Source organism: Gordonia araii NBRC 100433, from assembly GCF_000241265.1.
GTDB lineage: Bacteria > Actinomycetota > Actinomycetes > Mycobacteriales > Mycobacteriaceae > Gordonia > Gordonia araii.
In genome coordinates this window covers 30,904-47,269 of sequence record NZ_BAEE01000027.1, presented here as the reverse complement: position 1 = coordinate 47,269, position 16,366 = coordinate 30,904, and the positions used below count along the sequence as shown (strand labels likewise).

At 65.7% G+C, this 16,366-nt stretch carries 23 protein-coding genes; 13 read left to right on the top strand and 10 right to left on the bottom strand.

The features are described from left to right. Nucleotides 1-128 precede the first annotated feature (128 nt). Nucleotides 129-548 carry an STAS domain-containing protein gene (locus tag GOARA_RS04765; RefSeq protein WP_245548355.1) on the top strand — a complete coding sequence of 140 codons (420 nt, stop codon included), beginning with the start codon at nt 129-131 and terminating at the stop codon, nt 546-548. A gap of 35 nt (nt 549-583) precedes the next feature. Here GOARA_RS04765 and GOARA_RS04760 read toward each other — a convergent pair whose 3' ends face one another. The 3 genes from GOARA_RS04760 to GOARA_RS04750 all read right to left on the bottom strand — a co-directional run bounded on the left by GOARA_RS04760 (nt 584) and on the right by GOARA_RS04750 (nt 1,709). After that, nucleotides 584-886, bottom strand: a complete 303-nt coding sequence (locus GOARA_RS04760) for a hypothetical protein (protein ID WP_007321165.1) — start codon at nt 884-886, stop codon at nt 584-586. A gap of 77 nt (nt 887-963) precedes the next feature. Continuing rightward, nucleotides 964-1,446: a SixA phosphatase family protein gene (locus GOARA_RS04755; protein WP_007321164.1), complete on the bottom strand. Its 483-nt coding sequence runs from the start codon at nt 1,444-1,446 to the stop codon at nt 964-966. Beyond that, complete coding sequence (locus GOARA_RS04750) at nt 1,443-1,709, bottom strand: hypothetical protein (RefSeq protein ID WP_007321163.1); 267 nt, start codon at nt 1,707-1,709, stop codon at nt 1,443-1,445. Before GOARA_RS04750 ends, GOARA_RS04755 begins: the two co-directional genes overlap by 4 nt. 165 nt (nt 1,710-1,874) lie before the next feature. Here GOARA_RS04750 and GOARA_RS04745 point away from each other — a divergent pair, with 165 nt between their 5' ends. Continuing rightward, nucleotides 1,875-2,411, top strand: coding sequence for an OsmC family protein (locus GOARA_RS04745; protein WP_007321162.1), 537 nt, complete (start codon nt 1,875-1,877; stop codon nt 2,409-2,411). Here the strand turns inward: GOARA_RS04745 and GOARA_RS19710 are convergent. Then, complete coding sequence (locus GOARA_RS19710) at nt 2,395-3,078, bottom strand: hypothetical protein (RefSeq protein WP_007321161.1); 684 nt, start codon at nt 3,076-3,078, stop codon at nt 2,395-2,397. The two genes, GOARA_RS04745 and GOARA_RS19710, sit on opposite strands and share 17 nt — an antisense overlap. Nucleotides 3,079-3,122: 44 nt before the next feature. On the opposite strand from GOARA_RS19710, the gene GOARA_RS04740 reads away from it, so the two are divergent. The 4 genes from GOARA_RS04740 (at nt 3,123) to GOARA_RS04725 (ending at nt 5,394) form a co-directional block, all read left to right on the top strand. After that, a complete protein-coding gene (locus GOARA_RS04740) occupies nt 3,123-3,497 on the top strand; it encodes a hypothetical protein (RefSeq protein WP_007321160.1) in 375 nt (124 codons plus the stop codon). 139 nt (nt 3,498-3,636) lie between these two features. Then, entirely contained in the window at nt 3,637-4,008 is a 372-nt protein-coding gene (locus GOARA_RS04735; RefSeq protein ID WP_007321159.1) for a hypothetical protein, read from the top strand. Between the two features lie 230 nt (nt 4,009-4,238). Then, the gene (locus GOARA_RS04730; RefSeq protein ID WP_007321158.1) at nt 4,239-4,445 is read left to right on the top strand and encodes a hypothetical protein; all 207 of its coding nucleotides are present in this window, start codon (nt 4,239-4,241) and stop codon (nt 4,443-4,445) included. 43 nt (nt 4,446-4,488) lie between these two features. Further along, nucleotides 4,489-5,394: a DMT family transporter gene (locus GOARA_RS04725; protein WP_007321157.1), complete on the top strand. Its 906-nt coding sequence runs from the start codon at nt 4,489-4,491 to the stop codon at nt 5,392-5,394. A 10-nt stretch (nt 5,395-5,404) separates the two neighbouring features. Here the strand turns inward: GOARA_RS04725 and GOARA_RS04720 are convergent, their stop codons facing one another. Continuing rightward, nucleotides 5,405-5,854: a flavodoxin domain-containing protein gene (locus GOARA_RS04720; RefSeq protein WP_007321156.1), complete on the bottom strand. Its 450-nt coding sequence runs from the start codon at nt 5,852-5,854 to the stop codon at nt 5,405-5,407. Nucleotides 5,855-5,931: 77 nt separating this feature from the next. On the opposite strand from GOARA_RS04720, the gene GOARA_RS04715 reads away from it, so the two are divergent. Then, nucleotides 5,932-7,071, top strand: coding sequence for an acyl-CoA dehydrogenase family protein (locus GOARA_RS04715; protein WP_007321155.1), 1,140 nt, complete (start codon nt 5,932-5,934; stop codon nt 7,069-7,071). Between the two features lie 2 nt (nt 7,072-7,073). Here GOARA_RS04715 and GOARA_RS04710 read toward each other — a convergent pair whose 3' ends face one another. The 4 genes from GOARA_RS04710 to GOARA_RS20110 all read right to left on the bottom strand — a co-directional run bounded on the left by GOARA_RS04710 (nt 7,074) and on the right by GOARA_RS20110 (nt 8,509). Next, nucleotides 7,074-7,454: a type II toxin-antitoxin system death-on-curing family toxin gene (locus tag GOARA_RS04710; RefSeq protein WP_007321154.1), complete on the bottom strand. Its 381-nt coding sequence runs from the start codon at nt 7,452-7,454 to the stop codon at nt 7,074-7,076. Further along, entirely contained in the window at nt 7,451-7,648 is a 198-nt protein-coding gene (locus GOARA_RS04705) for a hypothetical protein (RefSeq protein ID WP_007321153.1), read from the bottom strand. Before GOARA_RS04705 ends, GOARA_RS04710 begins: the two co-directional genes overlap by 4 nt. Before the next feature lie 31 nt (nt 7,649-7,679). Continuing rightward, nucleotides 7,680-7,955 (bottom strand): hypothetical protein, encoded by a 276-nt coding sequence (locus GOARA_RS18845; RefSeq protein WP_007321152.1) that lies wholly within the window; start codon nt 7,953-7,955, stop codon nt 7,680-7,682. 161 nt (nt 7,956-8,116) lie between these two features. Next, nucleotides 8,117-8,509 carry a hypothetical protein gene (locus GOARA_RS20110; RefSeq protein ID WP_007321151.1) on the bottom strand — a complete coding sequence of 131 codons (393 nt, stop codon included), beginning with the start codon at nt 8,507-8,509 and terminating at the stop codon, nt 8,117-8,119. A gap of 40 nt (nt 8,510-8,549) precedes the next feature. On the opposite strand from GOARA_RS20110, the gene GOARA_RS04690 reads away from it, so the two are divergent. After that, on the top strand, nt 8,550-9,332 hold the full coding sequence (locus tag GOARA_RS04690; protein WP_007321150.1) for a helix-turn-helix domain-containing protein: 783 nt from the start codon (nt 8,550-8,552) through the stop codon (nt 9,330-9,332). A gap of 196 nt (nt 9,333-9,528) precedes the next feature. Here the strand turns inward: GOARA_RS04690 and GOARA_RS04685 are convergent, their stop codons facing one another. After that, the gene (locus tag GOARA_RS04685) at nt 9,529-10,509 is read right to left on the bottom strand and encodes a helix-turn-helix transcriptional regulator (RefSeq protein WP_007321149.1); all 981 of its coding nucleotides are present in this window, start codon (nt 10,507-10,509) and stop codon (nt 9,529-9,531) included. Nucleotides 10,510-10,629: 120 nt separating this feature from the next. Here GOARA_RS04685 and GOARA_RS04680 point away from each other — a divergent pair, with 120 nt between their 5' ends. From GOARA_RS04680 to GOARA_RS04660, 5 genes are all read left to right on the top strand, one after another. After that, entirely contained in the window at nt 10,630-11,037 is a 408-nt protein-coding gene (locus GOARA_RS04680) for a RidA family protein (protein WP_007321148.1), read from the top strand. A 226-nt stretch (nt 11,038-11,263) separates the two neighbouring features. Further along, nucleotides 11,264-11,746, top strand: coding sequence for a DUF488 domain-containing protein (locus tag GOARA_RS04675; RefSeq protein WP_007321147.1), 483 nt, complete (start codon nt 11,264-11,266; stop codon nt 11,744-11,746). A 484-nt stretch (nt 11,747-12,230) separates the two neighbouring features. Beyond that, on the top strand, nt 12,231-13,718 hold the full coding sequence (locus tag GOARA_RS18840) for a hypothetical protein (protein WP_138947537.1): 1,488 nt from the start codon (nt 12,231-12,233) through the stop codon (nt 13,716-13,718). Between the two features lie 297 nt (nt 13,719-14,015). Beyond that, nucleotides 14,016-15,482 carry a hypothetical protein gene (locus GOARA_RS19705; protein WP_138947536.1) on the top strand — a complete coding sequence of 489 codons (1,467 nt, stop codon included), beginning with the start codon at nt 14,016-14,018 and terminating at the stop codon, nt 15,480-15,482. A gap of 183 nt (nt 15,483-15,665) precedes the next feature. Then, on the top strand, nt 15,666-16,358 hold the full coding sequence (locus GOARA_RS04660) for a DUF8020 domain-containing protein (protein WP_007321144.1): 693 nt from the start codon (nt 15,666-15,668) through the stop codon (nt 16,356-16,358). Nucleotides 16,359-16,366 lie beyond the last annotated feature (8 nt).

Here is a 16,366-nt window from a genome sequence, read left to right as displayed (position 1 = left end):
ACCGCTGGATGAACAGTTGTGGCGGAGCGCGACTGACGTAGACCTGGCTAGTGGTCGCCGACGTTGTTATGGTCGGAAGTGCGGTTGAATATTCCAGCCGTCGAGACACAATCTCGGAGGTTCGGCTCATGTCCGATCTCATCACTTCACCAGCCGCCGACGCGATGGCGACAACGCCGGTCTGGCGGGACGGGGTCTGCAGCGCCCACATCTCCAACATTGGCGGCACGACGTTGGTCACGATCGCCGGTTCGGTCGACGCGGCGAGCATCGACGACTTCGACGGTCATCTGAGCGCGGCATGCGCGACCGGCGCCCGCCGTGTGGTCGTCGATATGACCGACGTGGACTTCCTCGGCGCCGGCGGTCTGGCGTCGCTGCGCGACGCGGCCCAATCGGTGATCGACGCGGGCGGGGCGATCGCCGTCACCGGCCCGCGCGCCGTCTCCCGACCGATGCAGCGCACCGGGCTCACCGGCATCGTCGCCGTGTACGACTGGTTGCCGACGGCCTTCGAAGCTGTTGGGGGACGGTTCCGCGTTCTCTGACGCGCACGCTGCCGACGCCGCGACCGTCGTCGCGGTCATTCTCGTCCGACGTCTCGACCGTGGTAGTGGGCCTCGTACTCTGCGGCCTCCTCCGCGGTGACCTCGGGCTGGATCGGGTCTTCCTCGACCCGTTCGGTGACGTCACGACGCGACGTTAGAACCAGACGGCTGACGACGAGCGCGGCAATGCCCAGCAGCAACGTGCTGACCGCTGCGACGCCGACCCAGCCGGCGTCGGGATGCGCATACGCGGCCAGCGCCAGCCAGATCGCGATGAACGGGATGCCGACCAGGATCAGAATGTAGCCGAGCATGCCGATGGCCTTCGGATAGTGCATCTGGGTCACCCTTTCGCACAGCGTTCGTTGTACGAGGAGTCGGGTACCCGCGTTGTCGGGCGTCAAACATCGGGTGGCTAGCGCGGAATCCGCACACCGATCAGACGGGCGTCGCCGTCGGTGGTCAGGCCGATCTCCGGCCACGGGACACCGATCGACAACACGGCGTAGGCCGACGTCGGGAACTCGGCGACCTCACCCGCTGGGTCGAGGGCCAACGCCGTCGACGGCATCCCCGGAACATGCCCGACCACCAGCAGGGTGCCCGCGTCCTCCGGGGCGTAGATGCGGATGGTCTCCAGGATTTCCGACGCCGAGGCGTCGTACAGGTCGTCGACGAACCGCGTCGGCGCGGTGATTCCGGTGCGCGTCAGGGTCTCGCGCGTGCGGCGGGCGGTCGAGCAGAGGACCGCGTCGACGGCCAGCCCTTCGTCGCGGATCCATTGCCCGGCGAGTGCGGCCTGCCGGTCACCGCGCGGGGCGAGGGGCCGGTCGTGGTCGGCGACGCCGGAGGGGTACGCCGACTTGCCGTGCCTGAGCAGGACGAGCGTGCGGCTCACGCGCTGCGTCGGTGTGCGGCGGTGCGACTGACCATCGTGGTGAGGATCGCCGCCGTCTCGCGCCAGGCGACGGCCTCTTGCCAGTGGTGCTGCGCCTCGACGTCGTCCTCGTCGAGGTTCTCCTCGTAGTCGACGAGGTGCTCGTCGAACTTCTCGCGGCACAACTCGATGAACTCCGGGATCTGCGTCTCGTCGGCGCAGACCTGCTCGATGTGACGACGGCTCAGCGTCACCAGGCGCTCCAACTCGTCGGAAACTCCCATGGTTCAAACGCTAGCGCCGCGGTACGACAAACTGGGGTTGCCGCGCCGCCGTTCTGGTCGCGCACCTGCAGTCGAGGGCGCGGGACCGTATTGGCGGCGCGCGAGCCAGACTCTCCCCGGTTCTAAACCTTGGGCGCCCGGCGTCGCGGCCATAACGTCGGCGTCATGACTACTGCTACCCCCCACGCCATCCCCGACTCCGGCGAACTCAACGCCATCGCCAGCGCGACCGCCGCCGCTGTCGACGCCAACCCCGCGGCCGCCGTCGCCGTCTTCACCGCGCACGCCGAACCGACCGGGCGGGTGGGCTCCGACATCGCCCTGGGGCCGTACCGGGTCAGCGTCGACGAGCCGCCAGCGCTCGGGGGCGAGGGTTCAGCACCCAACCCGGTCGAGTACTACCTCGCCGCGCTGCTTTCCTGTCAGGTCGTGACCTACCGGTTCTGGGCGCAGCGCCTGGGCATCGAGATTGACAGCCTGAACGCGCGGGCCGAGGGCGACCTCGACGTCAACGGCTTCTTCGGCCTGGACGAGACGACCAGGCCCGGATTCCAGGAAGTGCGCGTCGCCGTCGAGATCTCCGGCCCCGCGACCGAGGAGCAGTACCGGCATCTGCAGGAGGTCGTCGACCAGCACTGCCCCGTGCTCGACCTCACCGTCTCACCGACGCCGGTGACTACGACGCTCAACGTCGCGGACTAAACCGACGTTGCACCACTGCCTGGAGCGAGCGGGCGTTTCGTCTGTCATTGGACCCACGGCTCCCGTATGAAACCACCCAGGGCGCGGATCTCGTCGATGGATATCCCGTCCTTGCCGGTCTTGTGCACGACGTGCAGGGACTCACTACCAAAAGCTGCACCTTATTGATGATGCTCAGGCTGAGAGAGAACACCCCGTACTCACCCTTTGACGAATCGTCCTTGGTCTCCCAGCCCTCCCCGATGTCTTGTACCAGCCGGGTTGGTTTGGCGATGTCGGTTCTGGGGGTCAGGTAAATATGCGCCATGTACCGAATCCCGTTGCGTGGGTTGTAGCCGACCGCGAACTGCTTGGCAGACGTACACGTATCCCACGCCTGGAACGAAGAGTCGCCGACCACCAGGCCGCCTTTGACCAGTGCGTCGACGAGGCGTGCTGTGATGGCGTGCCCTTCGGTGGTGACGTCGCCGGTCTGACTTCGCTCGATCGGGTTGTTGACACTGATCGTGCCCTTGTCATTCGGGAGCGGCGCGTCACCATCGATCGCCGAGCAACCCGACAGTGTCAGCAATCCGGCAAGACCGATGACCACAGAACTCACCCCCTTACGGGCTTTCTGTTTCAGTGAGTCAATAGTCGACCTTCCCGCGCCGTGCTTCGCGCCCACGGTACTCTTCAGAGCCGATAGCCAACTCGGACATTGGGGGACCCATGCAGAAGTTCAAGCGGATCGCGGCTGCCACGCTGGCGGCAGCAACCGTGGCGACCGGTGCGACCGCGATTGCGGCGGCGCCGGCGGAAGCAAAGATCCGATCTGGCAACTACTGGTACTCCGCCTACGCCTCCGGGGACCGGATCGCTCGCACGCCGGCTCGTGTGGTCGGCAACCGCTTCTACCCGGACGTTCGCTACCCACGGCAGGTCCACCGTATTCACCCGACGCCCCGCGGCGGGTACTACGTCGCGGAAGGCGTGAGCAGGACCGACCTCAGGCGAGTGGGTGCCGGATACGCGGGGCCGTCGTACTGGATCTTCCTCCGCGGCAACCCCGCGACCACGTCGTATGTCCGGTTGACACCCCGCTAGACCCCTACGGGGCAGATTCCAGGGGACGGGCGTACACGGGCTTCGGAGCCGGCGTAGGCCGGGTTGGGCGTATCCCGCCCCGCGGCGCTGTGGCGCGCGGTAACTTCGCAACGCACCCACCCGAACGAATGGGGACTGTATGCGAGACATCAAGCGCATCACAGCGACGGCGATCGCGGCCGCAACCGTCGCTACGGGCGTCACAGCGGTCGCGGCACCTTCCGCCGAGGCGCGCATCCGACCCGGCAATTACACCTACACCGCCTACGACCACCAGGGATCGAAGGTCATCTCCTACCCGGCACGCGTGGTCGGCAATCGGTTCTACGCGTCGACGCAGAAGACCTGGTACGACATCCACCCGACGAGCCGCGGCGGCTACATCGTCGCCGAGGGCGTCAACCGCCGCGACTTCCGGCGGTCGGGCAACGGCTACGTCGGGGAGTCCTACATGCTCCTGGTTCCCCGTCACAACACCGTCACGGTGTATCTCACGCTGGTTCCGCGCTAGGACTTCACAACCGTCGGACATCGACCGGCCGGACCGGCGTAGCGTTTGAAAGCAAGCGCAACCGGATCGGAGGCGACGATGATGAAAGGCACGACGAGGATCGCGGCGGCAGTGATCGCGACGGCAACCGCGACAACGGCATTGGGTGCTTCGCCCGCCGAGGCGAGGATCGCACCCGCCGCTACACCCTGACGCTCTACTACCTCGGTACGGCGAGTACCGGCAGCTCCATGGGGCAGTACAAAGCCTGGGTGACCGGCAACTGGATGGCCATCCGGGATCGGTCGAATCGACATCGCATCCGGCCCACCCGTTCCGGCGGCGAAATCGTCGGGCCCCGGGTCCGGTACGTCTTCCGCAAGGCCGCTCGCGGCTACACCGGGGAGGTCTACCAGAACGGGGCGTTCACCAACCAGCTCACGCTGATTCGACGGTGACCTCGCAGGGCGTCGCCGCGCGGCGTCAGCGATAATCGGACACGTGCATACCTGGCTCCCGGCGACGCTTGCAATCGTCGCCGCACTGTTGATCGCCTTCGGCACGGTGATCAGGCAGCGGGAGTCGGCGGAGTCCGGTGCGATCAACGCGAAGTGGTGGATCGGCGCCGTGATCGCGTTGGTGGGGTTCGGTGCGCAGGCGGCAGCGCTGGGTCTCGGCCCGATCTTGCTGGTGCAGCCGTTGATCGTCTTCGCCGTGCTGTTCTCGCTGCCGATGGAGGCGTGGGCCGACGACCGGCATCCCCATCTCAACGAGTGGGCGTGGGGGCTGGTGCTGGTCGTCTGCGTTGCGACGTTCCTCCTGATCGCGCGGCCGGAGCAGTCCACCCGCCGGCCGGATATGACCACGCTGGCGATTGCGACGGCTTCGGTGGTCGCCGTCGTCGCGATCCTCGTCGTGCTGGCCGAGAAGTCCCGCAACAACCATTACCGCGCACTCTTCTACGGATTGGCGTCCGGCGTGCTGTTCGGCGTCTCCGCGCTACTGGTGAAGTCGGTCATCATGCAGACCTTCACCGATTGGCACGAGGTGTTCACCCATCCGCAGGTTTATGTGCTCCTCGTGGTGGCTCCGGGCGCGATCGTGGCGCAGCAGCGCGGGTTCGGCGCCGGCGACCTGCAGACGTCGTTCCCGGCCATGAACGTGATGGAACCGGCGGTGGCGATGGCGCTGGGCATGCTGGTGCTCGGCGAGGAGATCAAAGTCAGTGTCACGACCGCCCTATTCCTCGGCGTCGTGCTGGCGCTGATGATCCGGGCCGTCCTCGAACTGGCCCGCCTGGCCGCGGTCCGAGCCGACGTCGTCACCGTGCATCACCTGGAGGAACGGGCAGCCGCGGGCGTCAAACCAGACGACCCGCCTCGCCGGGCGGGCGAGGCGGGTCGGTGAAAGAGTTCTCTCAGCCCTCGATGAGCGGCGCGATACCCTGCGCCCACTCCTCGGCCTGAGCGGTCGGCTTGATGTCGGAGGACAGGTCGTGGCGACCGTGCTCGCCGACCTGCGTCGCGCCGAGGTTGGTCAGCATCTCGGCCATGATCTCGCCACCGCGGTTGAAGGTGTCGCCGTACACCTTGTCGCCGAGGCCGAACACCGCGAAGCGCAGGCCGGTCAGGTCGGGCTTGTTGGCATCGAGTTCGTCGGCGAAAGGCAGTGCGCCAGTGGGAAGCTCGCCCTCACCGTAGGTGGAGCAGACGACGATGACGAAGTCGCTCGGGTCGAGGTCTTCCACGGCGAAGTCCGTCATGTCGTAGATCGACGGATCGTGCTCGGCGGCGAGTACGTCGGCGATGGAATCGGAGACCTGCTCGCCGGTGCCGGTCTCAGTTCCGTACAGAATGACAGTGGACATGGGCGACAATTCTACGTCGTGAGCAGGGGGAATCAGAAATCGAGACCCCGTGACATTAGTCTCGACCTATGAGGACCATGGACCCGCAGGAGCAGGTGATCGTCGATACCGCTGCCGCTTTCGCGGCCAAGCATTTGGCCCCGAACGCGCTGGAGTGGGATCGAACGAAGTTCTTCCCGGTCGACGAATTGCGGGCCGCCGCGCAGCTCGGCATGGGTGCGATCTACTGCGATGAAGAGCACGGCGGCTCTGGCCTGCGACGGCTCGACGGCGTGCGGATCTTCGAACAGCTGGCGATCGGCGACCCGGTCATCGCCGCCTTCCTCTCCATCCACAACATGTGTACCTGGATGGTCGACACGTACGGCGACGACGAGCAGCGGGCGCGCTGGTTGCCCAAGCTCGTGGGCATGGACCTGATCGCCAGCTACTGCCTGACCGAACCGGGGGCCGGCTCCGATGCTGCCTCGCTCTCGACGCGCGCGACCAAGGTCGACGGCGGGTACGTCCTCAACGGGGTCAAACAGTTCATTTCCGGCGCCGGTGCGTCGGATCTGTACGTCGTGATGGCCCGCACCGGGGGCGACGGACCCAAGGGCATCTCCACCTTCCTGGTGGAGAAGGGCACGCCGGGCCTGTCGTTCGGGGCGTTGGAGGCGAAGATGGGCTGGCACGCTCAGCCGACCGCGCAGGTCATCTTCGACGACGTGCGCGTCGACGACGACGCGCTGCTGGGAGGCGTCGAGGGCAAGGGCTTCTCCATCGCGATGACCGGTCTCAACGGCGGCCGGCTGAACATCGCGGCCTGTTCGCTCGGTGGCGCCCAAGCCGCATTCGACGCGGCGGCCGAGTACGTCGCGCAGCGCAAGGCTTTCGGCAAGGCATTGATCGATGAGCCGACGATCCGTTTCGCTCTGGCCGACATGGCGACGTCGCTGCACACCGCGCGCCTGATGCTGTGGGATGCGGCGTCCGCGCTCGACGACGATGCGCCGAACAAGGTCGAGCTGTGCGCGATGGCCAAGCGCTACGTCACCGATTCCTGCTATCAGGTCGCCGACCAGGCGCTCCAGCTTCACGGCGGCTACGGCTACCTGACCGAGTACAAGGTCGAGAAGATTCTCCGCGACCTCCGGGTCAACCGGATCCTCGAAGGCACCAACGAGATCATGCGCGTCGTTCAAGGGCGCGTGATCGCCGACCGGGTGAAGGGGTAGGGCTACTCGTAGAAGTCGTGCAGCCGGGCCGAGATGGCGGCCCACTCCGTGAGCCGACTCTCAGCGACGTCGAGCACGAACTGTTCGGCTGCATCGATGTCGAGTGGCCCACGGGGGACGATCCCATTCATATCCAAGAACACGAAGACCGCCGCCCACGCTGTTCGCTTGTTTCCGTCCACAAAGGGATGGTTCGTCGCCAGCGACTGCATGAGGGCCGCAGCTTTGTCCCAGAGGTTGGGATACGCGTCGAGACCAAAGGCGGATGATTGGGGACGCGCGACCGCGGATTGGAGTAGACCTTCGTCGCCAACGTCGAGCGTGGCTTCACAGGCGACTGAACCGGCGGTCACCACGGCATCGCGGTCGAGAAACAGAGTCACTTCAGTCGCTCGTTGAGTTCCTTGGACCACGCGGCCGATCGGTGTGCAGCGTCAAGGACCTTCTGGCGGTACTCGCTCGCTGCATCGACAACAGCGTCGTGAGCGAACGGTTTCAGCGCTTTTCCTGCGCGCTGGGCAGCTGCCTGGAGCAGTGCGTGCTCTTCGTCGGTGAACGAGATGTTGAGCGACGGCATTCGGATCTCCTTGTGAGCGGCTTGGTGCCGTCTATGGTACCGAAACCGGTGCCTGTGGGTCGTAGCTGCTACTGCGCAAGCTCGATGGCTTGCGCACCGTGTTCAGGTTGCGCGCTGTCCCGGCCACGCCCAACGCGCGGGCGATCGAGGCGTCCTTCATCTGGGGGCGCCCGGCGCCGCGGGCGTACCGAATGTGCATCTCCCGGCCGATGACCTCCCACCGGTCGTCGCCGGTCTCGTAGGTGCGCGCCTGGGCGATCGCGTCGCACGTGGGCGCACCGGTGAGAAAGGTCCCGGCGGCGTGCACAGCATGTTTCCCGAGGCGATGTAGGTCGACACGTCGCTCGCGCCCAGGGACTCCGCGATCTCTCGCCACTGTGCCATCGGCAGCTTGCCGGTGCCGCCGAGGTTGACCGCGCGGATCAGCACGACACGGCGACTCATTCACACCTCCGGCAATGATCGGAATCAATCGTAAGCCTCGCTGGTGGCCCTCCGAGACAGCACCGCCGCGGCGATCAATGCGACGACACCGACGACGTCGCCTCGTGTGACGCGGTCGAGCTGAGGGTTGTCGGTGCCGATCACGCCCGCGAGCCCCACCCAGGAGCCCATGGCCACCAGGCCCGCGACGATGACGGGCACTCGAGAGCGCGGCGAGAACGCGGCGGCGATCAGCGCCACTCCCAGTACGGCGAACAGCACGGCGCGGTGTCGCAGCAGCAGTTCGACGTCGCTATTGGGCACGGTGATTCCGTACAGTGCCTCGATGCGTTCGCGCGACGCGGCGGCGGTCGCCGGGATCAGGTGCAGCGCGCCGGCGGCGATCATCAGCAGTTGGGTCAGGCGATTGGTCAGCATTGCTGTCTCCTCGGTCGGTGGTCGACTTACGATCGCAGTCATGACCGTCGCCGCGCTTCCAGAAACGTGCGCTGCGGCCAGATTGTGGGTTTGGCCGGGACACGGCGTCTACCTCGGCGAATCGCTGGGCTTGCAGCCGCACACGACGTCGGTGCCGTGCATCGTCATCGGCGTCGACGAGGAGTTCACCCTCGCCGTCGGCGACGAGCGGGTGAGAACGCGAAGCGCACTGATCGTGCCGCGTGTCGAGCATCAGATCGTCGCGGCACCGCCGTCGCGCATGCTGTTCTGCTACGTCGACGCCGGACGTGCGGAGCTCGCCGACTGGGCGTCGCGGGCCACGGTCGGGCCCGGGGGTTGCTCAGTGCGGCTCCCGACGGAATCGGTGCTCGCCGGCATGTGCCGCGACAGCGATCCCGACCCGATGAAGATCGTCGCCACGGCGACCGGCAGACGGTCGCGGACGCTCGACCCGCGGATCACCTCGGTTGTCGGCCTCCTGCTCGACGACCCGACGGCGGCACCCGACGCGAAGGGGCTGGCGGCCCGGGCGGGCTGGTCCACGTCGCACTTCCTGCGGCGGTTCAGTCGGGAGACCGGAACGAGCCTTCGGCGCTACCGGTTGTGGGCCCGGATGCTGCGGGCGGCCGGCACGGTCGCCGACGGCGGTGATCTGACGACGGCGGCCGCCGACGCCGGCTTCTCGTCGCCGTCGCACTTCAGCGACACTTTCCTGCGGATGTTCGGCCTCACCGCGAGCGACCTGATCGGGTCGGGTGCCGAACTCATCGTCGTCGACGAACGCCAAGCCGCGACGGCGTGACCGCGTTCCGCGGAACGTTTTCACCACACGGGTGAACTCCTGTCACATCCATGGGTGATCGAGCGCCGGCGAGCAAACTACCCAACGGGCGATCGAGCAACTCAATTCGGCCGATCGCGTGGCGGGATGTCTTGGGTGATCGAGTGCCGGCGAGCGAAGCGAGACGGTGTATCGAGATCCCCGCAAGCCGAAGTCGCTACCGACGCTCAGCATCCGCGGCGTACCGCCCGACGACGGCTGACGCTCGCTCATATAGCGCCGCCCGCAGCTCCGGTGGTTCGAGCGCCTCGGCGTCGACGTCGAGCTGCCATAGCGCCCACACGGCATGGCGGAGGTCGTCGAAGGTCACTTCCAGGTGAAGCCAACCGTCGTCGCCGGGTTCTTCGACGCGTACGGAGTTCGCCGTGTTCAGCAGTTCGTCGCGCCGCTGTGGGGCGACGCGGAGCGTCACGGCGAGATGGTTCTCCGCGAGAAACCGCGCGCCGCGTTCACGCCAGATCCGGTCGAGGTCGACGTCGTCGGGCCGCTGCGCCGATTCGCTCAACTCCTGTGCGGAGAGCATTCGCGACAACCGGTACGTACGGTCCTCGCCGTCCTTGGCCGCCAGCAGGTAGACGCGGCTCCGGATGGTGACCAGCCCGATCGGATCGACGAGGTGCTCGCGCGGCTGCTTGCCGGGTGCCGCGTATTCGAAGCGAAGTCTGCGGCCGCTCAGCACCGCGCGTCGGACCTCGTTCATCGTGCCGGTCGCAACGTCGTCGGCATCGGTGCGGCGTGAGAGCAGGTCGGTATCCGGTTCGACGAGGAGTCGGCTGCCCGCGTCGCCGAGCGTGGCCCGATGGTCGTGGGGAAGAGCATCGACGACCTTGCGCATCGCCGCCGACAACGCGGAGCCGAGGCCGAAGATCTGGTTACCGCGCCCCGACCCGGCGGTCAGCAGGGCGAGCGCCTCGTCGTGGTTGAGGCCGGTGAGTTCGGTGCGGAAGCCGGGTAGCAGCGCGAACCCGCCGTGGCGGCCGCGTTCGGCGTAGACGGGGACGCCCGCGGTCGAGAGTGCATCGATGTCACGCAGGACCGTGCGCGTCGATACCTCCAGCTCGTCGGCCAGGGCGTCGGCCGTCATTCGACCACGTTGGCGCAGCAACAGCACCAGCGAGACCAAGCGATCGGCGCGCATGAATCAATCCTCCCGATAAAACACGACATAGGGTGTCATGTTTCGTTGTCAGGCTACTTCTCGCGACGCTGACGAGAGCGGCAATCGAGCCGCCGGGCGCGTGTTCCGATGGGAGTGGCAATGGAGCGAATGGCAGTGAATCCGGTGACGTGGTCGCAGGAGATGGGGTTCAACCAGGGCGAGGTCGTGACAGGGGAGGGCCGGACGCTTCACATTTCCGGTCAGACCGCGATGGACGGTGACGGCCGACCGCAACACGACGGCGATATCGCTGCCCAGTTGGCGCTCGCCGTCGACAACGTGGAGGCAGTGCTCGCCGCGGCTGACATGACGCTGGCGAACCTCGTGCGGCTCAACGTCTACACGACCGACGTTGATGCGCTGTTCCCCCACTACGGCGTGCTGGCCTCGAGGCTGGCCGCGGCCGGCGTGGCTCCGACGACGACGATGCTCGGCGTCACGAGGCTGGCGATCCCGGGCCAGCTAGTAGAGCTGGACGGAATAGCCGTGGCCCCAGTGAGTGGTTGAACGGCGGCTAGGTGGTCGCGTGGCCCTATGGGGTTCGGGCGAACTTCTTGGGTGGTTGAGTGCCGTCGAGGCGCCAGCCGAGGCGGCGTATCGAAACCATCCCGACGGCGGTCGGGCGGATTACTGGGTGGTCGGGGTTTTGTGGGTGGTCGAGTGACCGCGACGAAGGAGCGGTCGTATCGAGACCAGCCCTGACGACGGTGTATCGAAACCAAGGTGAGACAACATGCCAACAATGGCAACGATCGGCGTCTACGGATTCGACGGTGACACTTTCCTCCGCAGACTCCGAGAAGCCGACGTCCGGCTCCTGCTAGACGTCCGACAGCGCCGCGGTGTTCGCGGGCCCGACTACGCCTGGGCCAATGCCCGGCGGCTGCAGGCAGCGTTGGCCGGCGCCGGCATCGACTACGACCATCGGCGCGAACTCGCACCCACGACCGAGATTCGCGAGGTCCAGTACGCCGAGGATGCCCGACGGGGAGTCGGTAAGCGCTCACGGCAGGTGCCGGCAGCCGAGTATGTCCGCCGCTACACCCGCGAGATTCTCGACGACGCTGATCTGGCGCCGATCGTCGCAGCACTGCCCGGCGAGGGACTGGCGGCACTGTTTTGCGTCGAGCGCGAGCCCGTGGTGTGCCACCGGTCGCTGATCGCCCAGCGACTGGCCGATCGGCACCAGATCAACGTCGTGCATCTGCGTCCGTGATGTCGGATTCGCGCGGCTTGAGGTCGTGACCTGCGGACATGTGGTTTGCGGTGGACTCCGGTCCGCTTCCTTACCGACGAGTTGGTCGAGCGACCCAAATCGACGGACATATGTCCAGGTCAGAAGGTTGCGCGGCGGATTTGTGTGAACCGCGTCACGCCCGCTAAATTCAGTGTTTGAATCGTCAAAGACCGGTTGATCCGGTTGGGCGGTCACAGACCAGGGCACGAGACAGGAGTCAGTCGTGAAGGCAACGAAGCGTAGCGACGCGAGTGTGAAGACGAAGGCAGGACCACGCCGATCCCGGCGCATGCGAGGAGCCGTAGCCGCTGTAGCGGCTGCGTCAGCAATCGCGCTGGGTGGCGCGCTCGTCGCCCCGCCGCAGGAGGCGAATGCGGGTCCACTCGATGACCTCATCGCAGGGATTGTGAGTGGAGCTAGCTCCGCGGCGGCTGTGTGGAACACGGCCCTCTGTGGTTCGACGATGGATGAACCAAAGGTCGTGGGTGGTGGCACTGCGGATTGCTCGCAGTCCTCGGGAACCGGGATTGCGGTTGTGGTGCCAGACCCGGTCTACGTGCTGCCCCTTGACATTTGGCCGTTGCCCAGCCGCCCCCTGCCTAGTGGTACCGCCAAAGTGATCGGGAGTGGAATCCAGTTTGCGCTCGCATCTACAGGAGGGAAGGCCACTGCGATCTCGTACCTGCCGCTGAGCCTTGCAACGGCAGGCGCATCAGGTGGACGCACATCGACGTCTTTTGCTCTGCTTGGCATTGCCAACGCATGGAACACGGACCCCATTAGTGTGGGTGTAACGCCAGTGTTGGGGGCGCTGCCTCTTATTCCGGCGATTCAGCGGCTCGACTGCCTGGGTGCCGTCACAGCAGCCTATGCGGAGGGGTTGGGTGCATGCGGGAACTTGTTGGGTACGTTTGACGGTCGCATTCTCACCGGCGACAGGAGTATCCCGGAACTGCAAGCGGCCATCACCAATCCGTTTGCGCTCCTTGATGTCTTTACCGACACGGATGGCGTTCTGGAGAGGGTAATCGGTGGCTTGCTGACCGGTCAGTCGCTGCAGGACATATTCACGGCAGATATCGCCCGGCTCACGGTAGGCGGCGATCGCACCGGGCAATATGGTCTCCCCAACTTGGTGGCATTGACAAGCACGTACGGGTTTCAGGAACCGATCACGATCGATTGGCTCGGACAGAAAGTTGTGCTTTTTCCGACCTTTAAAGACGGAGATGTGAACGGAAATAAGGGACCAAACTACCTTGCACTTCCGCACGTCATTCCGGGTACGCCAACGTTAAATCTACCGACCGTGACAGGTCTGAATAGCTTCACGCTCCCGTTCATAGGAAACCTTGCGGATGCGTTTGGGCTCAGTGGAATTCTTCCATTGTCGAGCCCCGGCGCAAACACGGTTCAGAATGCCGGCCTCAATCTCCTCGCAGCGAAGCAACTTGGCGTTGAGGACAAGTCGAGCGCCAGCACGCTGGCCGGTGCCGGCGTGGCGCCCGCGACCATCAACAAGCTGGTCACCGCAACCTCGCCGGCGCCCGCGACGCAATCTGCCGCGGCCAAGTCGGCGACGCCTTCGGTGAAGGCCGGCGACGCGGTCAAGAATTGGCAGTCCGGGGCCAAGCAGAGCTGGCAGGGCACCACCGACAAGTGGCAGCAGACCCAGCAAACGTGGAAGGCAAACCAGCAGCAGCGCACGCAGTCCTGGCAGCAGAAGCAGCAGAGCTGGACGCCTAGCTGGAAGCGGTCCGAGGGTGCAGCCGGACAGCCGTCGCAGCAGGGTGCGGGCGTTGCCGGCCAGAACAACTGGAGTGGTACGAGCCGACCGCAATCTCCGTTCAGCTCGGGGACCAAGCCCTCGTTCGGTGGCTGGGGTGGCAAGTCCGCTACCCCGAGCGGTACAGGAGCGACCGGCGCGACGTCTGGAGGTGGCTCGAACTAGACGCGCCCTAGACTCCGCGCCCGTCGGTGACTCCGGTCCCGGCGGGCGCGGTTCTTTGTGTCGGCCGCCAAGCGGAGTGGTCGCTTGACTCGGTCATTTGTCCAGGTAGAGAGCCTTGGGCTGTTTAGGTGATCTGGGTCACCTGGACCGATTTCGGTGTTTCAATCTAGAGACGCCGGCAGTTCCGTCGGTGTTCGGCTCCTGTTGAGCAGGCAGGAGTTTGTCGTGAAGTTCGCGAAGCGCAGCAACGGGGGTCGGGGGACACAGAACAGGGCGGCTCGCCGCAAGAACATGCGAATGCGGAAGACCGTCGCAGCGGTCGCCGCCGCGTCGACCGTCGCGCTTGGTGGGGCGCTCGTTGCGCCGCCGCAGGAGGCGCAAGCGGCGTCGCACAGCATTCTCGGCGGCACCGCCGTCGACCCAGAAGGTATCGTTCGGGCTCTTCCCGGTGGGGACATTCTGTGGAACGGCACAGTAATCACTCCAGGAGTCAAGGACTTCGTTGGAGATACAACGTCGATTGCAGTCCTACCGCTTTCGTTCGCCGTGACTTTTGCAGGCCAGGGTGAGAGGGCTACCGCATTCTCTTTGATCGGACTCGCCCTGGCTACTACCGACGCGTCGATTCTGGGCATCATAAATATCCCATCCGGCCAAGTGGCGTGCCTTGGGCTACTGACATTCGCTAGTTCGTCAACGGACGGCACATGCGTGAACGCGCTGGGAGTGCTGGCGGGCAATCATAATCCCGCGGATCAGTCGATCTCGGGTGCGCTAGTAAACCCGCTGGGTGCTCTGAACCTGTTGACCTCTCCCGGTGACACGCTTGGTGATCTGATCGGTGGAATCATCACTGGGGATGGCCAGTCGATCCAAAAACTCCTTACCGACGACTTTGTGCGGTTGGGATTCAGTGCGGGCGGGCGTACCGGCGCATACGGGTTGCCGAGCTTGGTATCGCTGACCAGCGACTACGGTCTGATCAACCCTATCGTCGTCAATTGGCTGGGGCAGACGGCAACGATCTTCCCGGCGATCGCGTCGTCCACGGGAACTCCCTCGACGCCGAACCCCGGCGGAAACGTGGCTACGCCGAACACGCCGAACTACCTCGGTTTCCCGGATGTGCAGTTCAACGCGTTCGACCCGTCGCAGATCATTCCGAGCATCAGTGGGCTGAGCTTCGACAACATCAGGTTCCCGGGTGAGAACCTACTGGCGTTGGCGCAACTGATCGGTGACATCATCGGCGGCGGCGGGCTCCCGACACTGCCGTTCACCGCCGGCCTGCCGACCTCGGACCCGGCCGCGACGTCGGCAGCTCGCACTGCGACAAACAGCTTCGTCACGTCGCTGCAGACGCAGTTGAAGACCGGTGTTCCGTCGACGCTGAATGCGCCTCAGGCAGGTACGCCCGCGACCCAGTCGAATGTCGGCGTTCCGACGCAGGCCCGCAGCCAGGTCCAGAGCGTGCAGCCGCAGACCCAGCAATCGCCGACGCAGAACTGGCAGCAACGGTCGCAGACCTGGAAGGAGCAGCGGCAGAGCTGGGCTCCGAGTTGGAAGCCGCCGTCGTCGCAGGGCACGGGCGGTCAGAACACCTGGAGCGCGCCGAGCCGGCCTCAATTGCCGTTCAACTCGGTCCCGAAGTCCTTCTCCGGACCCACGGGTGCCCCGTCGTTCGGTACGTCCACTCCCGATGGCACGAGTTCGGCACCCGGTGGCACGACCGGTCCGTCGAGTTCGGGAGGCAACGCGAACTAGACCGCCACATCTCGCTCCGCGCCCGTCGGTGACTTCGGTCCCGGCGGGCGCGGCTTTGTGCTGCCCGAGGGCGTCAGCTTCCGAGCTGTGAGCGACGGCACATTCAATTCGCCCAACGAGCACTTATGGTCATCGGGTAAGGATTTCCTTAGGTTTTGCTAACCAAACTTCCAAGGAGAACTCGTGAAGCTCGGGAAATCGCTCGGGGTGGCGCTCGCGGCATTGGTCGCGACGGCGCTGGTCCTGCCGTCGGGCACTGCCGGTGCCAAACCTGCCGCGGCGACGATGACGTTCGGATCGGCAACGGTGTCCGCCTCCGACGACGCGCAGTCGGTCGTCGTGAAGCTCGCCGACGGCCTGTTCAGGCCCAGCCAGGCGGGCGACGCGTTGCTGATCGTCGATTCTCGTGGCAAGACAGTCGACAGTCTGCCGCTCTCACTCAACGTCGGCGAAGGCACGACGGTCCCGATCCGCTCGGCGGTTTCGTCCGACCGCAAGTCGGTGGCGCTGACCCCGCTGGTCGACAAGACATTGGCCGCCAAGCGCTCGACCGGCGGCAAGCCGCATGCCAAGGACGGGAAGCCAAAGGTCAAGCGCAAGAAGTCCAAGCGGATGACCAAAGGGCAGGCGTGGGACGCCATGTGGGCGCAGCTCAAAGAAGACTGGCCGTGCGCATCGGGCTACATCGGGGGCGGTCTGCTGATCGGCGTCGCCGTCGGTGCGGTGATCGGTCTGTTCTTCTTTATCTTCGGTGCTATCCCGGGTGCGCTCTACGGCGCGTACATTGGCGCGTACGCGGGTGCCTACGTCGGCTACACGACGTGCAACAAGGGTGCCGGCTGGCGATCAATCGAGAAGTGGATGTACACGCCGTAGGGGAGTCG